The sequence below is a fragment of the Methylotenera sp. genome (assembly GCF_036401095.1).
GTDB lineage: Bacteria > Pseudomonadota > Gammaproteobacteria > Burkholderiales > Methylophilaceae > Methylotenera.
The window spans coordinates 323,894-342,781 of sequence record NZ_DASWWA010000003.1 but is presented as its reverse complement, the minus strand read 5'-3'; the positions used below and the strand labels follow the sequence as shown (position 1 = coordinate 342,781).

The window sequence follows — 18,888 nt, the reverse complement described above, 5'->3', positions numbered from 1 at the left end:
GATGCCTTCTTTCAATCATTTGCATGGGTTATTGATATGAAGCGCTTATTTAACCTTATTAAGCGACACCAACATGTCAACTGGACACTGGCTGACCAAGCGATTGTTAGCGGCAGTAATTTCATTACAGGCATTCTGCTAGCGCGCTTTCTTGGACCAGAGTCGTTTGGGATGTTCGTGCTACTGCAATCTATCGTGTTCTATTTCAACTCATTCCAAAGTGCTCTGATTTTTCAGCCCATGATGAGTGCTGCGCCACAAATGGCAGAAGTGCAACGTGCTAATTATCTGCATGGTGTTTTTGCCTTGCAACTCATGCTATGCGTTGTATTAGTTGCACTTGTTGCCACCATCTCCATTGTGGTGCATGCATTAGACCTTCACATTCAACTGGGCATTAATAGCAACATTATTACAGCTGCAATTGCCGCGCTATTGGCTTTTCAATTACAAGATTGGCAACGACGTTATTACTTTGTGCAAGAAAAGCCTAGCTCTGCTCTCTTGATTGATGTAATTAGTTATGGCGCTCAGGTAACCCTACTGGCAGTCTGTTATTTTAATAACTCACTCAATGTTGCCACTGCTTTCTGGATTATTGCCGGCGCATCATTTACCGCATTCACAGTAGGATTTGCACGCGATAGCCTGTTACCCATTTTTTTACATGCGCAGACCGTATTAAAACAAGGATGGCGCACTGGGCGCGACTATCTGGTGGCATGGCAACTGCAATGGCTAGGCACGCAAGGGGTATTGATGTTTAGTGCAGGTGCAATTGGCGCTGAACCAGTAGGCGGCATACGCGCTGCACAAAACATTGTGGGCCCAATTAATATCATATTTCTCGCCATGGAAAATGTAGTTCCCGTCATGGCAGCAAAACGTTTTAGCCACAAAGGCGTCACCGGCCTACTAGAATACCTGGGTCGTGTCACAGCCTTTGGTTCTGCCTTACTGATCCCGGTATTAATCATATTGGCAGTATTTTCAAGTCAGATTATTAAATTTCTATATGGCGGTCCTTATGTTGCTTATGCCACTTTAGTCATGTGGCAGGTAGTCACTATTTTTATGCAGTTCTATTTACGACAGGCTTTTTTCTTTTTGCGTACTGTCGCAGCGACGGGCGCCATTATCCGCTCTGGTGCAGTTATGTCGATCACCTCGGTGTTAATCGCACTCTTTACGGTCGAGCAATACCAGGAGACTGCTGTGATGGCAGCACTATTATCCGGTACAGCGGCAGGACTGATATACGCACTGGCTGCTGCCTACAAAATCGTGCAGAAACTAGAACATAACATAAAGCCATTAGCTGACAGTGGAATGGATACAGGCAGCTTAATTGGCATGGAAACAAAATCATGACCAGAACAGCCGCACTATTTTTCTATTACGCCTTTGCCCGGCACTTCCCTACCCAGCCAGTACCAGGTTGGCGCTTTGGCTACTGGTTACGTCGCCACGTAGTAAAAAAAATATTCAAACGCTGCGGAGATGATGTATTGATTAAGCATGCCGCCTACTTTGGCTCTGGAAAAAACATTGAAATCGGTGATCGCTCTCAAATCGGCCATGGGGCAAGAATCGGCCATGGTGCAATCATCGGTAACGACGTCATCATGGGGCCATACATAGAAATCATGACCAACGCTCATGCATATGATGACCCATCTCGCCCAATCAATCAGCAGGGGAAACTGCCTTTAAAGCCTGTCACTATCGGTAATGACGTATGGCTGGGAACGCGTGTGATTGTGATGCCAGGCGTACATATCCATGATGGCGCCGTCATCGGTGCATGTGCTGTTGTGACGCATGATATTCCTGCTTATGCCATTGCAGTGGGCATCCCGGCCAAAGTGATCCGCTACCGGGGAGATAAATCGTGAGTGAGCGGACTGATCTTGTAAGGTGGATATTGTTTAGACGTAGGCAGTTAGCATCACGCCTGCCTGGATTTTGGGCTAGTGCAAGAAGTTACGCCACACCTGACTGTGTATTCTCAGCTAATAACCGCATTTACCGCCGCGCATTTTTGCGTAGCTGTAGCTTAGGCAACATGAGCTATATCGCTGAGGGCACGAGTGTAGGGTTCACTGAGATAGGTGCATTTTGTAGCATTGGCCCTAATGTGTCGCTAGGTGGCCTCGGCTGGCACCCGACTGACCGCTTAAGCACGCATCCGGCATTCTATTCATCGCGCTTACAAGCTGGCACTACGTTTGTTGAGTACAGCAATAGCTTAGATAACGAAACTGAACTGCCACACACAACAGTGGGTAACGATGTGTGGATAGGCGCCGGCAGCATCGTGCTGGATGGCCTGATTATTGGCGATGGCGCAATCATCGCTGCAGGTGCAGTTGTCACCAAAAACGTGCCGCCTTACGCCATTGTTGGTGGGGTACCTGCACAAATCATTCGTTACCGTTTTGATATCAACACCATCACTGCCTTATTGAAATGGCGCTGGTGGGAGCTTAGTAATGATGAAATACACCAGATGGCGCCTCAATTTATGGGGCAAACACAGTGGAATACTAAAACAATAGATGAGTTGTCCAGTAATACTGATGTGGCAGATAACCCTCCAGCCGCATTTGAGCCGACGAAGGAACTGGCATGAACGTTATCGACAACAGCCGCAACCCTTCTTCAACGGCATTACTGCTATTTTTTTGCCGCTACCATGTGCCGCTACTCAGCAAGCTTTATCGTTTGCTACACAACAGCGATATCTATTGCAACCTCAAAGGCCGTGATATTCACATGCCGCACCCTTACGGCATCATTATCCATTCACATACTGTCATCGGGCACCATGTCACCATCATGCAACAAGTGACTTTGGGTGGAAGCAAGCTCGGCATTAACGAAGCACCAGTGATAGAAGATTACGTTTATATCGGCGCTGGCGCAAAAGTACTGGGCAAAATCCGCATAGGGCACCATGCAATTGTAGGAGCTAATGCAGTGGTGACGCGTGACGTCCCTGCAGGTGCTACCGTTGTTGGCGCTAATCGCATTATCAAAACTGCAGCTAGGAGCGAGCGATGAGCGGCACTTACCACACTTTAGGTGCATCTACTTTAGCAGGTAGCGGAAATAGACCTGACCAGACCAACCACCTGGCAAAACGCCACAACGCAAAGTCTATCAGTCAATCCCCTAGCCTTTTGATGTCAGATTACTGGTTTTTGGCAGGTTTGATACTTGCGCTTTTCTATGTGGCAGATCCATTTTTCTGGCGGCTAGATAAGATTGGCCCCACCAAACATTTACCACTCATTATTTCCATCTTAGGTGTTCTGCTAGCTAACGTTGGCAGTCAGGTATTTGATTCAACCAAATCATCGTTAAAACACAACTGGCAGATATTACAAGCTGGACTCCCCTTAGTCCTGCTAGGACTATGGATTGTAGTAGGTAGCCTGTATACGCGGAAATTTAATGATATTAACAACACTTTTATCACCGTAGGTCTGTACATGCTATTTGCCTTTTTAGCGGCACGCATCGTACTTATTTCACCCGCGCGTGCAAGTATCGTACGTGCCTACCTTATATCTGCCGCAACCCTAGGCATATTCATGGTGATGCGCATGGCAACCAATTATGACGGCATGAGCGTCAATTATCATGAGTTGGAAGCGCTTATTATTCCTCTAGCAGTATATTTTGCATTACGCCCGTCTGGTTTAAATAGTCCATTGAACCTACAAAACAACGATAAACGCTACTCACAAGTGTTGTTTACTTTGTTCTTCTTAGGTGCTGGTTTGGTGTTCCGAAAAAACACGGGTTTTCTGGTGCTGCTGCTGACCTTGCTTTATATATGGATAGCCGAATGGCGATTCCGTTTTCGTGAAAATATCGCCTTCCGCTTCTGGACAATGTTCTGGGTATTAATTGTACTGGTAGGTGGTGTCGTTGCTGCAGGCTATTTTGCCCAGCAACAAGAGCTGTTGCCAAGTGGTAACCCTGAATATCGCATGCTGACCTACGATGTTGCTTGGCACAAGTTCATGAGCTCTCCCATTTGGGGAACAAGCTTTACTGGTCAGGCAACCGAGAAATTTACTGCTTACACCATCAGTTCAGCACATGGCAATCTTGCAACACACAGTGACATTTTAGACATTGCCGCCCAGGGTGGCATCATCGCCCTTTCTTTATGGTTATGGGGCTATCTACGTGTTGCCCGTCTCAGTTTACGTCATGCACTCAAAGGCGATAGGCCGCGAGAAGATATGCAGGCGGCGGCCCACACCTTAGCTTGTATGAGTATTGCCAGCATTATTGTCTACGCCTTTAACCCTATTTTACTACAGCCAGCAAAATCGCTACTCATGTGGGGGCAGTTTGGCATGTTATTGGGCATCTCACTGCACCTTGCCAATCAAAACGCTGAAGCCAAAACCAAAGCAGCTGGCAGTGATGCCGCAAATACTCATTTATCTACCGTAGAGCTTAGCCATGCATAAACAATCAAACAAATTACCTGACATAAGTATCGTCACCTGTTCGTACCAGCAAGGTCTATTTTTAGATGCCACCATGCGCTCTGTACTGGATCAACGCTATGTCAACGTTGAATACATTGTGATTGATGGTGGCTCTACTGACGGTAGCGCAGAGATTATTCGGCGCCATGCGGAGCAACTGTCTTACTGGGTTTCAGAGCCAGATAAAGGACAGACAGCAGCTCTAATTAAAGGATTTGAGCACAGTACAGCTGAAATTCAAGGCTGGCTGTGTTCAGACGACCTATTATTGCCAGGCGCATTAAAAACAGTATCGCTATTCTTTGCAAGCCACCCAGAGGTTGATGCAGTGTATGGTGACTCACTGTGGATAGACAGCGCCGGACGTTACCTAAGGCCAAAAAAGGAAATAGACTTTAACCGATTTACCTTTTTGTTTGATCATAACTATATTTCGCAGCCATCTATGTTCTGGCGCAAAAAACTGTATGACAAGGTCAATGGTTTAGACGCAAGTTTCAATCTGGCAATGGACGCTGACCTGTGGGAGCGGTTTTCAAGACACACCAAGATTGCGCATATACCTCAATACTTGTCCTGTATGCGCTATTACCCTGAGCAAAAAACGCGTGCATTAAGGCCTAAAGGTATTATAGAAGATAGAAAAATTCGCCAGCGCTCAGGTTATGCCCTTGCTAAATTGTATCCAATTCTGGCGCCGATTGCTAAGCTCCAACGCGTATTAATGAAAATGCTGGCTGGTGGCTATCATGCCAAACCCTCTGCCAAACAACTTTCTTCACTTAAAACATACTTTATCCTCGGAGAGGTATCATGAGCTTTTCCGAGTTATGGGTACACCTATCTAACCTGAGCGCAGAGGCTACGGATGGTAATCAATTACCTTTAAAAGTGCTTTACAGTCAACGCAATCAGCCTTTACTCGTACCATTAGATAAGCAACAGGCGCATTACGCGGTTAATTTTTTCATACAAAATCGGATACTTAAATACTGGGGTCATTTATTAATCCGTCTAGACCACCATTTGCCATGGTTGCAATTGTTACCTATAGCAGAGTTTGATCATTTTCCACTACATGCATTATTTGGAGAGATTGATTCTGATAGTGCTAAAAAACTCCAAGGTATTGCCATATTTTGCGGCTCGCCAGGTGCATTGCAAAAACTCACCATCTACTGCCCTAACCCCTTAGGTGGTTTAGGCATGGTCGCTAAAGTTGCAGTGTATGCAACAGCGAATAACGCCATCAAGAAAGAGTCACATTGGTTAGCAAAGCTCAGCCAATCAAGCGTCACTGCCAGATTTCTACCACAGTTACTGCAGCATAGTTGGCTCAAGTACGAGCGCTATTGTTTAACCATGATGTCCTTACCCCAAGGCATTTCACCAAAAAACTTTGGCATTGCACACCACGCTTTTTTAAGATCGCTCGCCCAACAAGATCCTGTATTCAGTGAATGGAAATACTCAGTTGCGCACATGCGCTTAAAACAGAGAATCGATGGTTTATCTGCAATGGTTGATGCTGAGATACGGCTATTTTGGCAAGAGGTAATCACAGAGATAGAACAAATAACAGCGTGGTCTGTATTGCCAAATTTGATGATACATGGTGATTTTGCACATTGGAATTTAAGGCAGATTAACACTGAACTTTTTGTTTTTGATTGGGAATACGCTGAAATACATGGCAACCCTTTACAAGATTTTCTGCATTTTCACTTAATCCCACAAGCGCTAACGCACCGGTCATTGAATAACAAAACAATGTCAGCGCTGCTGAAAAAAACGGCTATTTATGTCGACAAACAATTTGGGCGAGAACTCGGCATAGGCAAAGCATGTGGCGCGCTTACCCTGCATTACTTATTAGATACCATCACATTTTATGCTGAAGCCTCTGGTTACTTGGATGAAAAACACCCGGTATTACGTAGCTATATGCAAATGCTGCGGCAGCGTAATCAGTGGTTACCAAAAATAACCGCCCTACCTGCCACTAAAAGTCTTGAGCATCATAGTTACGACAATGAGTTGGAGAGCACTTAATGTCGCTAAAACAAAACTTAGCCCCAACTAGCAACCAAGCAATATTCGAGCACATGATTCGTGGATTCGAGGCTGTAGGCATGCCTTATTGCCTGCTGGCTGGTTACGATGGATTTCCGCAACATATTCCGTCAGATGTTGATTTTATGGTAGCCACAAAATCTAATGCACAATTACCTGCATTGATTGCAAGCATTGCAGAGGTTTCTGGCACCAAGCTAATACAGCATATTCAACATGAAACCACTGCCAGTTATTTTATATTAGCCAAATTGCAAGGCAGCCATATTACTTATTTACACCCAGACTCCAGTAGTGATTATAGGCGAAATGGTAAGCGCTGGCTGCTGGCGGAAAGCGTATTAGAGAATCGCAGGCGTCATCCACATGGATTTTGGATACCATCGGCGGCAGATGCATTTATCTACTATCTGATTAAAAAATTAGACAAGGGTCATCTTAGCGCATTGCAAGCCAGTGAACTGACGCATCGCTATCATGAGGATAGTGCATCATGCCGTGAAAGACTTTACAAGTTATTGCCTATCAATGAGGCAATCCTGTTAGAAGCAGCCTTAAATGAAAATAAAATATTTGCAGACCAGGCATGGAAAAGCGTAGAAATTAATTTAACTGGTATTAAGCAGGCTATGCACGCAAAAGCACAAACTATTGCTTGGCGCGCAAGCTGGTTAGATTGGTTGGCAGAGGCACAGCGTGTATGGTTGCGCCTACGAGCACCAACCGGTTTACGTATTGCCTTTCTTGGACCAGACGGCAGTGGCAAGAGTACCGTTATTTCAGCTGTGACAGAGCAGCTATCACAAAGCTTCCGTCAAGTTGAATACCGGCATTTACGGCCTGGCAGACTACCTAAAAAATCAAACGCTGAGCCTGTGACCAACCCGCATGCAAAGCCATTACGTAGCAAACTTGGTTCTCATCTCAAGCTGTTATATTTCTGGAGCCAGTACATGCTAGGTAACTTAACATGGCTATACCCACGTTACGTTCGCTCTACGCTGGTAATTTTTGATCGTTATTTTCATGATCTACTGGCAGACCCTGTGCGCTATCGCTACGGAGGTTCACTTAATCTCGCCAGACTACTCGGGCGCACCTTAACACAGCCAGATCTGGTGTTTATTTTAGATGCGCCAGCTGAGGTTTTACAAAGCCGTAAACAAGAGGTGTCGTTCGCAGAAAGTGCCCGTCAGCGCACAGCTTATCAATCCCTAGCGGCTGAATTTAATAATTCCCACATCATTAATACCAATCAGCCGGTAGAGCAAGTCATTCACGATGTGCTATCACAAGTGCTGGATTTTCTAGAAACACGCACGCATCGTCGTTTACACATAACACCAATCAATAAAGGACTCAAACTATGCAAGCCATAAAAATTCTCATGTCTGCTTATGCATGCGAACCAGGTAAAGGTTCAGAGCCCGGTGTCGGTTGGCGTTGGGCGATTGAGGCAGCTGCTCTTAACCATGAAGTTTGGGTCATCACACGTACTAACAATCAATCTGCAATTGTGACTGGCGTTGCCCAATACGGAAAACCTAAAAACCTGCATTTTGTCTATTACGACTTGCCGACTTGGGCAAGTTGGTGGAAACGCGGGCGTCAGGGTATTCATCTTTATTACGTATTGTGGCAGTTAGGTGCGTACCGATGTGCTCGTAAATTGCATGCAGCGCAGAAGTTTGATGCTGTGCATCACATCACATTCGGTGTCACGCGGCATCCTAGCTTTATGGGTAGATTGGGCATTCCCTTTATCGTTGGCCCACTTGGTGGTGGCGAGCGTGCCCCCCTCATCCTTAGAAAATATTACTCCTTAAGCAGCAAATTTAGCGATGCATTAAGAGACCTGATAAATGTGGTATCAAAATATGACCCATGGCTACGCCAGATGTACACACAAGCATCACACATCTACCTGAAAACACCGCAATCTTTAGATTGGCTGCCGCAAATATATCAACATAAGGCAAGCTGTATGTTGGAAATTGGCATTGATCAAAGAAACATCACCATTACAGAAAAATCAGCACTGACTAATCGCCAGCAATCTTTGCATGTGGTTTATGTTGGAAGGTTTATTGACATTAAGGGCATGGATTTAGGCTTACGTGCGATAGCTAAAATGCGTGCAAACGGAATACCGGTTCGCATCACCATGATAGGCCAAGGGCCAGCACAAAAAGATTGGCAACAATTAATTGCTCGTTTCAAGCTTGTCGATGCCATCACTTGGATACCTTGGATGAAACAACAGGACTTGCTTGCAGCCTACCAAACTTTCGACCTTCTTCTATTCCCAAGTATGCATGACTCCAGTGGAAACGTAGTGCTTGAGGCAATGGCAAGTGGCTTACCTGTCGTTTGCCTGGATCTAGGTGGGCCAGCGCAGATTGTCAATCAAAGCTGTGGGCGCGTTGTATTGGTAGCAGGGCTAGATGCAGATCAAGTGATTGACGGGCTAGCGATCGCATTAACGGAAATTGCAAAGAGCCCATCCATAGCCAATGCCCTACGCACTGGCGCTTTGAAGCGTGCCAGTGAATTTAGCTGGAAAAATGTGGTGGGACAAGTATGGGGGCAACATGGTAATGGCTATCAAATGGCCATCAAATCGTCTACTCAGGATAGCGATTATGTTTCAGCATAAACTTATCCTGCCAATGCTGCTTGCGCTGCAATTTTTATGCAACACACCACTGATGGCAGCAGAACGGATTGTGGCAATCAATGACCCTAATGCGCAGGATATTGGTGCAGGTACTGCGGCAGTGCCTTATAAGACTTTATCTTACGCCATGTCGCAATTAAGGCCGGGCGACCATCTGACAATAGCGGCTGGAACCTATCGCGATGCTTTGGTGTTTCCTGCTGCCATCTGGACACGTATTGACGCCAAGTTAATCAACAACGGTGAAGTTAACAAGCTTGATTTAATCAAAGCCAGTCAAACCATTATCGAAGGCAAAGGCGAAGTACTGATTAAAGGTTCAAACCTTATCACTGAATGGAGAAACTTAGGTAATGGCCGTTTTGTGAAGCCGTGGCCAGAAGAAACGCAACAGGTATTTATTGATGACAAGCCGCTATTGCAAGTTGGCGGAACAATATTTGACGGGTTCCCCAATAAAGCCAATCACCCACTAGCTACACTACATCAATCACAAAATGGTATCTGGCCCGGGCGACGTGAAGGCAGCGAGAACGCAATGCCGGAAAATAGTTTCTACTATCACCATGCAACTAAGACGCTCTATCTACAAACCAACTTAACCACACTTAACGGCCATAACGTAGAAGTCAGCGTACGCCCTGCTCTGCTCAGCGGACAAGGCGTGACGGATATCAGCGTTAAAAACCTAAATTTTCAGCACGCCAACACTTCAACCAAACTGCGTAGTGGCTTGATATCAATGACAGGGCTACGCCTGACACTTGATGACGTGCAGGTGAATCAAGGCGACAGTATCGGAATTGTCCTTATTGGCAATGACATTACCTTACGTAACTCCAGTGCTAATCGATGCGGCCAACTTGGGCTCATGGCACGAGGTGAGCGTATACAACTGATCAATAACGAAACTAACGATAACAATACGCGCGGCTTCAATAAATGGTGGGAAGCCGGTGGCGCAAAATTCGTGGGTAATGGCGGCCTGCAAAACTCGCTGCTAATTGAGCATAAAGCATTGCGTAACTTGGGCGACGGTATCTGGTTCGACTGGAAGAACCGCAACAATACGGTGCAAAACTCGTTGGCTGCCTATAACTCCGGTTTCGGTATTCATTATGAAGCAAGCGACCTAGGTCGCATCATCAATAACGTTGTCGTAGCTAACTTACAGCGTGGCATCTATCTTTCGCATTCATCCAGAACGCTGGTGGCATTTAATCTGGTAGCCAGCAACCAGATGCAAGGCATTGCAATCATAGAAGAAAACCGTCGCGACCCTAAAGGCGAGTTTGATTTCAGTGCCAAAGGTAACAAAGTGCTAGGCAATGTCGTTGCCTGGAATGCTGGCTCTATCGTGCTACCTACCAATAACGCTGACAACATCTCCGATAGCAACGTATTTATTGGCGATGACGCACAGACTCGCTCAGGCTTGGGCTGGATCAATATGTTTATGGCGACACTTGAAGATTGGTCTAAACGCACGCAACAGGATAAGCATTCGCAACGTCTAGACATGTCAATAGATAGCGCTTTTAAGCAATCCATCGTCAATCAAGCAAGTTTAAATCTTGAATGGTACCAAGTGTTGCGCCAAGACTTTAAGCCCATTGCCTTGAATCCGGAATGGCAGAAACTGACGACAGGCATCACCGATTTACGCGCTGGGCCTACGCTAACGCCACGTCTCGTTAAAGTCAGCAAACAACTATAAAAGGTCAAGCCCATGCGCGTACTTATTGCCCACAATTACTACCAACAGGCAGGCGGCGAAGATGCTGTGGTGGCCGAAGAGGCTTCATTATTAGAAAGTCACGATATTGCTGTTGAGATTTATGCAAAGCATAACGACAGCATCAAATTCATGCCACGAGCTCAGTTAGCATTAGAAACATTATGGTCTAAAAAAAGTGCAGATGAAGTTTCAGCTGTGATTAAGCGCTTTAAGCCTGATGTAATACACTCCCACAACACCTTTCCGCTGATTTCACCTTCTTTGTATTACGCTGCTGCGCGTCAAAACATTCCTGTGGTGCAAACCTTACACAATTTCCGTCTATTCTGCGCACAAGCCATGTTCATGCGTGATGGCAAGGTATGCGAAGACTGCCTGGGAAAGCTTGCCTGGCGCGGCGTGATACGTGGCTGCTATCGTGGCTCAAAGTTACAATCTGCCGCAGTGGTCAGCATGCAGGGTTTGCACCGCATGCTAGGCACTTATCAGCATAAAGTCACGCGTTACATTGCATTAAACCAGTTTTGCAGTGATAAGTTTATTGAAGCTGGCTTGCCAAAATCTCGCATGTCAATAAAACCTAACTTCATCGACTTACCGCTGTTAACGAACGACAGTACACAATTACGTCAAGGCGGCTTGTTCGTAGGTCGCCTATCTATAGAAAAAGGCCTTGTCACGCTTGCTGAGGCGGCATCCATTTACACACAAGCAAAGCTTGAAATCATTGGTGTAGGGCCCGAAGAGCGGATGCTGAAAACCCATGCCAATATAAGTCTGCAAGGTTGGAAAGCGCCTATAGACATCTATGCCAGCATGAGAAGCGCCTCTTATCTGGTGATGCCTAGTATCTGGTATGAGAACTTTCCGCGCACGCTGGTAGAGGCATTCGCCTGCGGATTACCCGTTATTGCCAGCCGTCTTGGTGCTATGGCAGAACTGATTGATGATGGGTTTACCGGGCTACTTTTTGAGCCTGGAAACGCCAAAGACCTTGCGGAAAAAATGCAATGGGCAGACAGCCACCCTGAGGAAATGCTAAAAATGGGTAGAGAAGCACGCTGGGAATACGAGACAAAATACACTTCAGCCATCAACTTTAAACAATTGATGGCAATTTATAAGGATGCGATTGATGCACATCGTTAAACGCTCAATCAAGGCTAGCCAAGTTACCAATCCACACTCTAACGAACAATCCTAGTTAAGCATAAATTTAAGGAAATCATCAATGAACTCCAGAACGTACCAGCCTATATCAGCGCAAACCAAGGGACATGGTAAGTTTATTCTAGGCTGCTTTATCAACGCAGGTTCTTGGTACAACACGATTAATCGTATCCACCGCTGGACTGCAACTCGTGAATCCCGTTACGTGTGCATTTGCAATGTACACTCACTGGTTACTGCACGCCAAGATGAAGCGTTTCGTAAAGCCTTAATGGATGCTGACATGGCAACCCCTGATGGTATGCCAATTGCGTGGATGTTGCGCCAAATGGGCTTTCCAAACCAACAGCGCATCAACGGCCCTGACCTGATGTGGAACTATTGCCAGCTCGCTGAGAGAATAAACGAACCTATATTTCTCTATGGCAGCACACAGAAAACACTAGACATCTTGCAACAAAAATTACTAGCTTTTTTTCCAAAACTGCTGATCGCTGGCACCTGCTCCCCACCCTTCCGCAAATTGACCAATCAAGAGGATACTGAAATCGTTAACCTCATTAACCAGTCAGGCGCGCGCGTAGTATTTGTAAGCCTGGGATGCCCTAAGCAAGAATTATGGATGGCAGAGCAACGTGGCAAAATCAATGCAGTCATGGTTGGTGTAGGTGCTGCCTTTGATTATCACGCAGGCAGCATAAAGCGTGCGCCGCTGTGGATGCAACATCACGGCTTGGAATGGCTACATCGCTTGTATTCTGAACCACGCCGGCTATGGAAGCGCTACATAGTAACTAATAGTATTTTTATACTAGCGGCTGGGTGGCAGCTCATTGTTTATAAATGGAAAATGTAAATTAAACCTTAGCCACTTATGTATGCTAGCGCACAGTTAAATAATTAGCTGCAAACGACAATCATCTTATCGCACTCACCACAGCATCAAGCTGTTGATGTACATTTAATAAGAGAATATAAGATGATATTAGTAACTGGCGGCACGGGTTATATAGGATCACATACGGTAGTGGAATTGATGGAAGCAGGACATGACGTTTTTATTGTCGACAATTACTGTAACAGCAAACCATCGGTACTTGATCGCATTGAACAAATCGTCGGTCGGCGCCCAGGTTTCCAAGAGCTGGACATACGCAATCAGGAGGCTCTACACGCTCTATTCCTGAAACATAACTTCCATACAGTCATCCATTTTGCTGGCCTTAAAGCGGTAGGCGAATCTGTCAGCAATCCACTCAAATACTACGATAACAACGTTGCCGGCAGCTTGGTGCTGTTTGACACCATGATTGAGTTTGGCGTTTACAACTTGGTGTTTTCATCTTCTGCTACTGTATATGGTGACCCGCATACGGTGCCGATACAGGAAGACTTCCCGTTGTCAGCGACCAATCCATATGGTCGCTCAAAACTCATGATTGAAGATATTCTTAGAGACGCAGAAAAGTCTGATCCGCGTTGGCATATTGCACTTTTACGTTACTTCAACCCAGTCGGCGCGCATGAATCCGGATTGATTGGTGAAGACCCTAACGGCATCCCTAACAATCTCATGCCCTACCTCACGCAGGTAGCGGCGCGCAGATTATCAGAGCTTTCTATTTATGGTGATGATTATTTGACGCCTGACGGTACCGGTGTGCGCGATTATATTCATGTAGTCGATCTTGCCTTGGGGCATGTAGCAGCAATGGACTATTTAGTGTCAAATGCTGGCGTATTGACTGTCAATCTAGGTACAGGTACTGGTTACAGTGTTCTGGAAATGGTGAATACTTTTGCCAAGGTGAGCGGTCAACCGGTACCTTATAAAGTGGTGGCGAGGCGTCCAGGAGACATTGCCCAATGCTATGCAGATACAAATCTGGCACGCGATTTAATAGGCTGGGAAGCTAAACGTAGCATTGCCGAGATGTGTGCAGACGCATGGTACTGGCAAGAAAAAACGAGCGAAGCGATATAACAAAGTATTACCGTGGTATATCACTTCTTATCGTCTAAAATCAGCAAAAATAGCTAATTAGCTAGCTATATTGGAGCTTGGCTGAGCTAACCGAAGCACTTGTTTTTTCTGAAACTACAAAGCGCAAGGTCTAGCAACACATACAAGCACATGCTTAGGGCACAAATAATGTGCATAATGCAGCTCTAAATGCACCTTCACTAGCCGCTTCCTGAATTACGCAACCTTCTTCGACAATTGACTGCTCACGCCACTTAGCATCGCCATTGCGGCAATACTGATGTCAGCAACGAGTATTGATTCCAGCCCCCCTACCTGATTTAGAATAGGCAACGATACTGTCAAACAAAAATCTTCAGTCGCTGTTGATAGATAAATGTTAGAGATATATGGCTTAAGTGCGTCATGCGCTTCGTGGTAATAAGCTTGCGGGCTACGATCAACCCCTGCCCCACCCGCTTTAATTTTGCCGTACATGTTTGGATTAATCCAATTTGGATATCTCTGAATCCCGTTAGCGTTAAGCTCAAACACCACCTCAAAGAACGGATAGTCAGTGAAACAGCTATCCATACAATGCGAATCTTCCGAACGACGATATTGAAGTAAAGATTCCAACGCCTCTAGTGCACGAGCCTGCCAATCGGAATGTACCTCATGTTCAGGCACTACAAGTCTAGGCGTTACATCCTCCACAACAATGATGCTACCTATGTTGGATTTACCTATCTTTTTCAGGTAAGCCGCACGCTCTGCAGCAGCTACACTATTTGATAGTGCGCCTTGGCTACCATTAACGACGGCGATTGAGATGCTTGCAACTGGATGCTCGCTACCATCCTCAGTAGTAAAAAATCCACGCTCCAGGTCAGATGTGTCATATAAATGGCTGGCCAGGTCTTGGAAGTGGTAGATCACATCCAGCAACTTGTCTTCAAGTTTTGTGTTGATATGATCGAGAATCAACACAAAGTCATCACCACCAATATGACCGACCAACGTCCCGGTAGCACCAAGGAACTCCTGCCGCACAATTTCTGACAATAGGCGAATCATGGCATCGCCACGTATGAACCCATACCTGTCGTTGTAGGCTTTAAAGTGATCAAGATCAATATAGACTAATACTGTGTTGGGATTATTGCGTATGCTGACATCCAGCGATTGCCGTAATGTTGGCCCAGTGGTTAGCTGACTAAGTGGGTGCAGACTGCCAGTGCTCATCTTACGACTGATCAACTGCGCCATAATTTCTAGCGGTCGTAGAATGCCAATGTAGATACCATCATCGCCCACCATAATCCAGGGCTCAGCATCTCCGCGCTCTAGGTAGAGTCCTCGCGCTAATAATGATGAAGGAGTACGACTGGTAATCATTTTTGGTAATGCATCGCAATAAGCACCCAATGAGCTACTACGCTGGGTGAATACTTTACCTCTCTTTAGCAAACCGATAGGCCTCAAGTTATCCAACACCACAGCAATTTCAGTATCAGGATTTTCGCGGAAAATTTCTCGCGCCTTTTCAATAGAAGTGTTGACCTCTATAGTTAACCCGCGCATCACAAACTCGCCAATCCTGAATTCATCTGGAATATGAGAACGATGTGCGTCATCCTGCTTAGGCAAGGCTGCCACTGACTGGGTAGGTTTACTTTCTGGTTTTGCAAAATAGTAACCCTGCGCATAAGCAAGCCCAAGGTCTAAGCAAAAGTTGATGTCTTCTACGCGCTCTAACCCCTCTGCCACAACGGTACAGCCTAGCCTTTGCGCCATTGAGATAATGGCCTCCAACAACACTGTACGCACACGGCTGCCTTGTGCTTCATGAACAATCGCCCTGTCAATTTTGATATAGTCTGCACGAACAGCGGCCAGTGTACGCAAACCATTAAAGCCTGAGCCCATGTCATCAAGTGCGATACGTAGGCCGTGAGCACGAATCTCATCACAACACTCGGATAAAAGCTCGGGGGATACTTTTTCACTTTCAACAATTTCAATCACAATTTCACGCTGCTCAATGCCATATTTGCTTAGCGCTTCCATCATTAATGTCAGCCAGCGCTTTTTCATAATGGTTTGTGGCAGTACATTAATGAAAATAGGTGTACCTGGTGCAATTAAATTTGCTTTACCAACCAATGCATTTTGCTGGCAGGCAATATCCAGCTCTTCGCTACATTTAAGCTGGCTCGCCAACTTAAATGACTCCTCACCATTCAACAGCTCCCCAGAGGGGTTCTTTATACGACATAGCGCCTCGTAGGCAAAAATTTTCCCGTTCTGGGTGAAATCAACAATAGGCTGAAAATATATTTGCACATGCAAGCTAATATCATCTAGTAACCATGAGTGCAGACGTCTAGTATAAAAAATATTGAATGGGACTATGCTTGACATCGTTTCTGCAGGATCTGTCGGATTAGCATCTTTTGCGATCATCACGTAGGAGTTTTCAAGCAACTCTTCTGGTAGCTTCTCTGCAAGCTGATTGAGTGTATACGTCAATGACCTCTCATCATCAAAGTCAAAAGTAAAAACAGATTTTTCTGGATTGTGTGTATGAGTTAAATCAAGATTGGCAAAATCAAAAGTCTGATCTGATGTATTCAAATATAATTTCATATGCTGTTTTTTCTTCTCTATTATTAAATAGCCCAAGAATACCCAAGCAATAAATATGCCGACATTAGCAACGTTCAGATCAAAAAATTAGTCAACAAAGCTAACGGTTTATTCAAATAATCTAAGAAAATCGGCAAGCGTTATTTTGAACGCTCACCGAATTAATGCATCAACGCACCATTAAATGATGTGGTTAAGACTTTCTGGACCAAACACTTCTCTATGGATCATATTGGGCGCAACGCCTAGCTCTAGCAAAGCGTCGCGCTGATCATCCATAAATGACTGCGGCCCACAGATGTAATAGATACCATCTTTGAACTCCGGTGAGATATGTCCTGATAAATCCATACGCCCTTCTAGTTCATCTGCATGTTGTTTTTTTGATTCATTCAAAAAGAAAACAGTCTTCAGCTCAGTTAACACATGCCTAGCATGCTGAATATCTTCTATGTGCGAGATATTGGCTCGGCTTCTGGCGGCATGTGCAAATAATACTTTTCTAGTAGGATTATTGATAGAAATCTCTTTCACCATTGAAATCATCGGGGTAATACCAACGCCGGCAGAAATTAAACCTATTGGCTGCTGGCCTAGTACATCAGGGGTAAAGTTGCCACATGGGTAACTGATGTCAACCACGCTACCAACACGCAAATGCTGGTGCAGCCAGTTAGAGACATTGCCACGTGGCTTATATTCATCCCCTTTTTCGCGTTTCACGGTAATTCTGTAAGTGTTATCTTGATTAGCATCAGATAAGCTATATTGCCTTATCTGCCTTAAATTAAGCTCTTCAATATGCACTGCCACGCTGATATATTGGCCCGGCTTAAACTTAGGTAAGCCTTGCCCGCCATCCCTTTGAAAGGTAAAAGTCACCACATCATCTGATTGATGCTGCTTTTCAACCACCTTCACTTTAAGCCATTCATCCGGCTGCTGATTATTCTGTTGGTATAACCTAGCCTCTGCATCAATCAGTGCATCTGCCAATAAACCATACGCCTCTTCCCAAGCAGCTAATAGCTCAGGGGTAGCTGCTTCACCAAGCACACCTTTAATGGCTCCAATCAAATTACTACCTACAATTGGATAATGCTCAGCTTTAATACCTACTGACACATGCTTATGCACGATACGCTCAATCACTGGCGCCAAGGCTGCGCTGTTATCAATATTGGCAGCATAGGCAAATACAGCCGCTGCTAACGATTGCTGCTGTGAGCCATTGGCTTGGTTACCCATGTTAAATAGATTTTTAAGCTCAGGATGTGACTCAAACATGTTTTTATAAAACAGTGTAGTAATGGCAAGCCCATGTTGCCTAAGTACCGGTACACTGGCATCGATATATGGTTTTGCTGCTCTTGATAACATGACATCTCCTTATTTAAGTTGCATTTTAAATGCTACATTTAAAATCTAAAAAAACACTCGTGAGAGTGCTTGATAAAAATTACCTTCAATTAAAACTAGTCAATCAACGTTGGCTTGTTGATATTGATTTGATTAAGTGACCTATTAGGCTACAAAACGCTGATGTAATTTAATCACCGCCTGCTGCGTTTTAGCGTCCACGATACCTTGCAAAGTGTATTTGTTCATCTCCTCATAAAAGCTATTTAGACCGTGGTCTAAAATTTCTTTTAAATTACACTGGCCGCTCAAAACACAGGGCGGCTCGCTGCAATTAATTAATGAGGTTTTATTTTCCAGCTCTCTTAATATATTACCCAGTCTTAGTTCAGATGCTTGCACGCCTAGCCTTAAGCCTCCACTGCGCCCGCGTGTGGCAGTAACCCACTTTAACTTGTTTAATCTTGTTACGACTTTAATCAGATGATTTCTTGGTACATTAAACTGTTGAGCAATCTCATTGATAGTAACAATAGAGCTACCCACCTCTTGCGTGAGATACATTAATACTCTTAAGCTAAGATCTGTGAATTTGGTAATTTGCATAGTTGAGATTCATTTTATATATGTTGCATATAATATGCAACATATAATTGATTGAAGATAAGCGTATAAAAAGTTTATAAAAACGCACAACAGGAGCAAACCTAATGATAATTAATTGCCACTTGCTGAAAATAATATCTTT

16 protein-coding genes are annotated in these 18,888 nt (G+C 44.9%); 13 read left to right on the top strand and 3 right to left on the bottom strand.

Features of this window, described 5'->3' with window-relative positions:
• Positions 1 to 36 precede the first annotated feature (36 nt).
• The 13 genes from VGD82_RS03380 (at position 37) to galE (ending at position 14,153) form a co-directional block, all read left to right on the top strand.
• A complete protein-coding gene (locus VGD82_RS03380; RefSeq protein ID WP_331019048.1) occupies positions 37 to 1,371 on the top strand; it encodes a hypothetical protein in 1,335 nt (444 codons plus the stop codon).
• A complete protein-coding gene (locus VGD82_RS03375) occupies positions 1,368 to 1,895 on the top strand; it encodes an acyltransferase (RefSeq protein WP_331019047.1) in 528 nt (175 codons plus the stop codon). Before VGD82_RS03380 ends, VGD82_RS03375 begins: the two co-directional genes overlap by 4 nt.
• Positions 1,892 to 2,632 carry a CatB-related O-acetyltransferase gene (locus tag VGD82_RS03370; RefSeq protein WP_331019046.1) on the top strand — a complete coding sequence of 247 codons (741 nt, stop codon included), beginning with the start codon at positions 1,892 to 1,894 and terminating at the stop codon, positions 2,630 to 2,632. Before VGD82_RS03375 ends, VGD82_RS03370 begins: the two co-directional genes overlap by 4 nt.
• Complete coding sequence (locus tag VGD82_RS03365; RefSeq protein ID WP_331019045.1) at positions 2,629 to 3,063, top strand: serine acetyltransferase; 435 nt, start codon at positions 2,629 to 2,631, stop codon at positions 3,061 to 3,063. Before VGD82_RS03370 ends, VGD82_RS03365 begins: the two co-directional genes overlap by 4 nt.
• Positions 3,060 to 4,490 carry an O-antigen ligase family protein gene (locus tag VGD82_RS03360; RefSeq protein ID WP_331019044.1) on the top strand — a complete coding sequence of 477 codons (1,431 nt, stop codon included), beginning with the start codon at positions 3,060 to 3,062 and terminating at the stop codon, positions 4,488 to 4,490. The genes VGD82_RS03365 and VGD82_RS03360 overlap by 4 nt, the downstream gene beginning before the upstream one ends.
• Positions 4,483 to 5,328 carry a glycosyltransferase family 2 protein gene (locus tag VGD82_RS03355; RefSeq protein ID WP_331019043.1) on the top strand — a complete coding sequence of 282 codons (846 nt, stop codon included), beginning with the start codon at positions 4,483 to 4,485 and terminating at the stop codon, positions 5,326 to 5,328. The genes VGD82_RS03360 and VGD82_RS03355 overlap by 8 nt, the downstream gene beginning before the upstream one ends.
• Positions 5,325 to 6,563, top strand: a complete 1,239-nt coding sequence (locus VGD82_RS03350; protein ID WP_331019042.1) for a hypothetical protein — start codon at positions 5,325 to 5,327, stop codon at positions 6,561 to 6,563. Before VGD82_RS03355 ends, VGD82_RS03350 begins: the two co-directional genes overlap by 4 nt.
• Positions 6,563 to 7,963, top strand: a complete 1,401-nt coding sequence (locus VGD82_RS03345; RefSeq protein ID WP_331019041.1) for a hypothetical protein — start codon at positions 6,563 to 6,565, stop codon at positions 7,961 to 7,963. The genes VGD82_RS03350 and VGD82_RS03345 overlap by 1 nt, the downstream gene beginning before the upstream one ends.
• Positions 7,951 to 9,240, top strand: coding sequence for a glycosyltransferase family 4 protein (locus tag VGD82_RS03340; protein WP_331019040.1), 1,290 nt, complete (start codon positions 7,951 to 7,953; stop codon positions 9,238 to 9,240). The genes VGD82_RS03345 and VGD82_RS03340 overlap by 13 nt, the downstream gene beginning before the upstream one ends.
• Positions 9,227 to 10,978, top strand: a complete 1,752-nt coding sequence (locus VGD82_RS03335) for a right-handed parallel beta-helix repeat-containing protein (RefSeq protein WP_331019039.1) — start codon at positions 9,227 to 9,229, stop codon at positions 10,976 to 10,978. Before VGD82_RS03340 ends, VGD82_RS03335 begins: the two co-directional genes overlap by 14 nt.
• A gap of 12 nt (positions 10,979 to 10,990) precedes the next feature.
• Positions 10,991 to 12,148, top strand: a complete 1,158-nt coding sequence (locus VGD82_RS03330; protein ID WP_331019038.1) for a glycosyltransferase — start codon at positions 10,991 to 10,993, stop codon at positions 12,146 to 12,148.
• A gap of 82 nt (positions 12,149 to 12,230) precedes the next feature.
• Positions 12,231 to 13,025 (top strand): WecB/TagA/CpsF family glycosyltransferase, encoded by a 795-nt coding sequence (locus tag VGD82_RS03325; protein WP_331019037.1) that lies wholly within the window; start codon positions 12,231 to 12,233, stop codon positions 13,023 to 13,025.
• A gap of 123 nt (positions 13,026 to 13,148) precedes the next feature.
• On the top strand, positions 13,149 to 14,153 hold the full coding sequence (gene galE, locus VGD82_RS03320; RefSeq protein WP_331019036.1) for a UDP-glucose 4-epimerase GalE: 1,005 nt from the start codon (positions 13,149 to 13,151) through the stop codon (positions 14,151 to 14,153).
• 216 nt (positions 14,154 to 14,369) lie between these two features.
• Here galE and VGD82_RS03315 read toward each other — a convergent pair whose 3' ends face one another.
• The 3 genes from VGD82_RS03315 to VGD82_RS03305 form a co-directional block, all read right to left on the bottom strand.
• Positions 14,370 to 16,781: an EAL domain-containing protein gene (locus tag VGD82_RS03315; protein WP_331019035.1), complete on the bottom strand. Its 2,412-nt coding sequence runs from the start codon at positions 16,779 to 16,781 to the stop codon at positions 14,370 to 14,372.
• A 180-nt stretch (positions 16,782 to 16,961) separates the two neighbouring features.
• Positions 16,962 to 18,161: an NO-inducible flavohemoprotein gene (gene hmpA / locus VGD82_RS03310; protein ID WP_331019034.1), complete on the bottom strand. Its 1,200-nt coding sequence runs from the start codon at positions 18,159 to 18,161 to the stop codon at positions 16,962 to 16,964.
• A 144-nt stretch (positions 18,162 to 18,305) separates the two neighbouring features.
• Positions 18,306 to 18,746 (bottom strand): Rrf2 family transcriptional regulator, encoded by a 441-nt coding sequence (locus tag VGD82_RS03305; protein WP_331019033.1) that lies wholly within the window; start codon positions 18,744 to 18,746, stop codon positions 18,306 to 18,308.
• Positions 18,747 to 18,888: the final 142 nt, after the last annotated feature.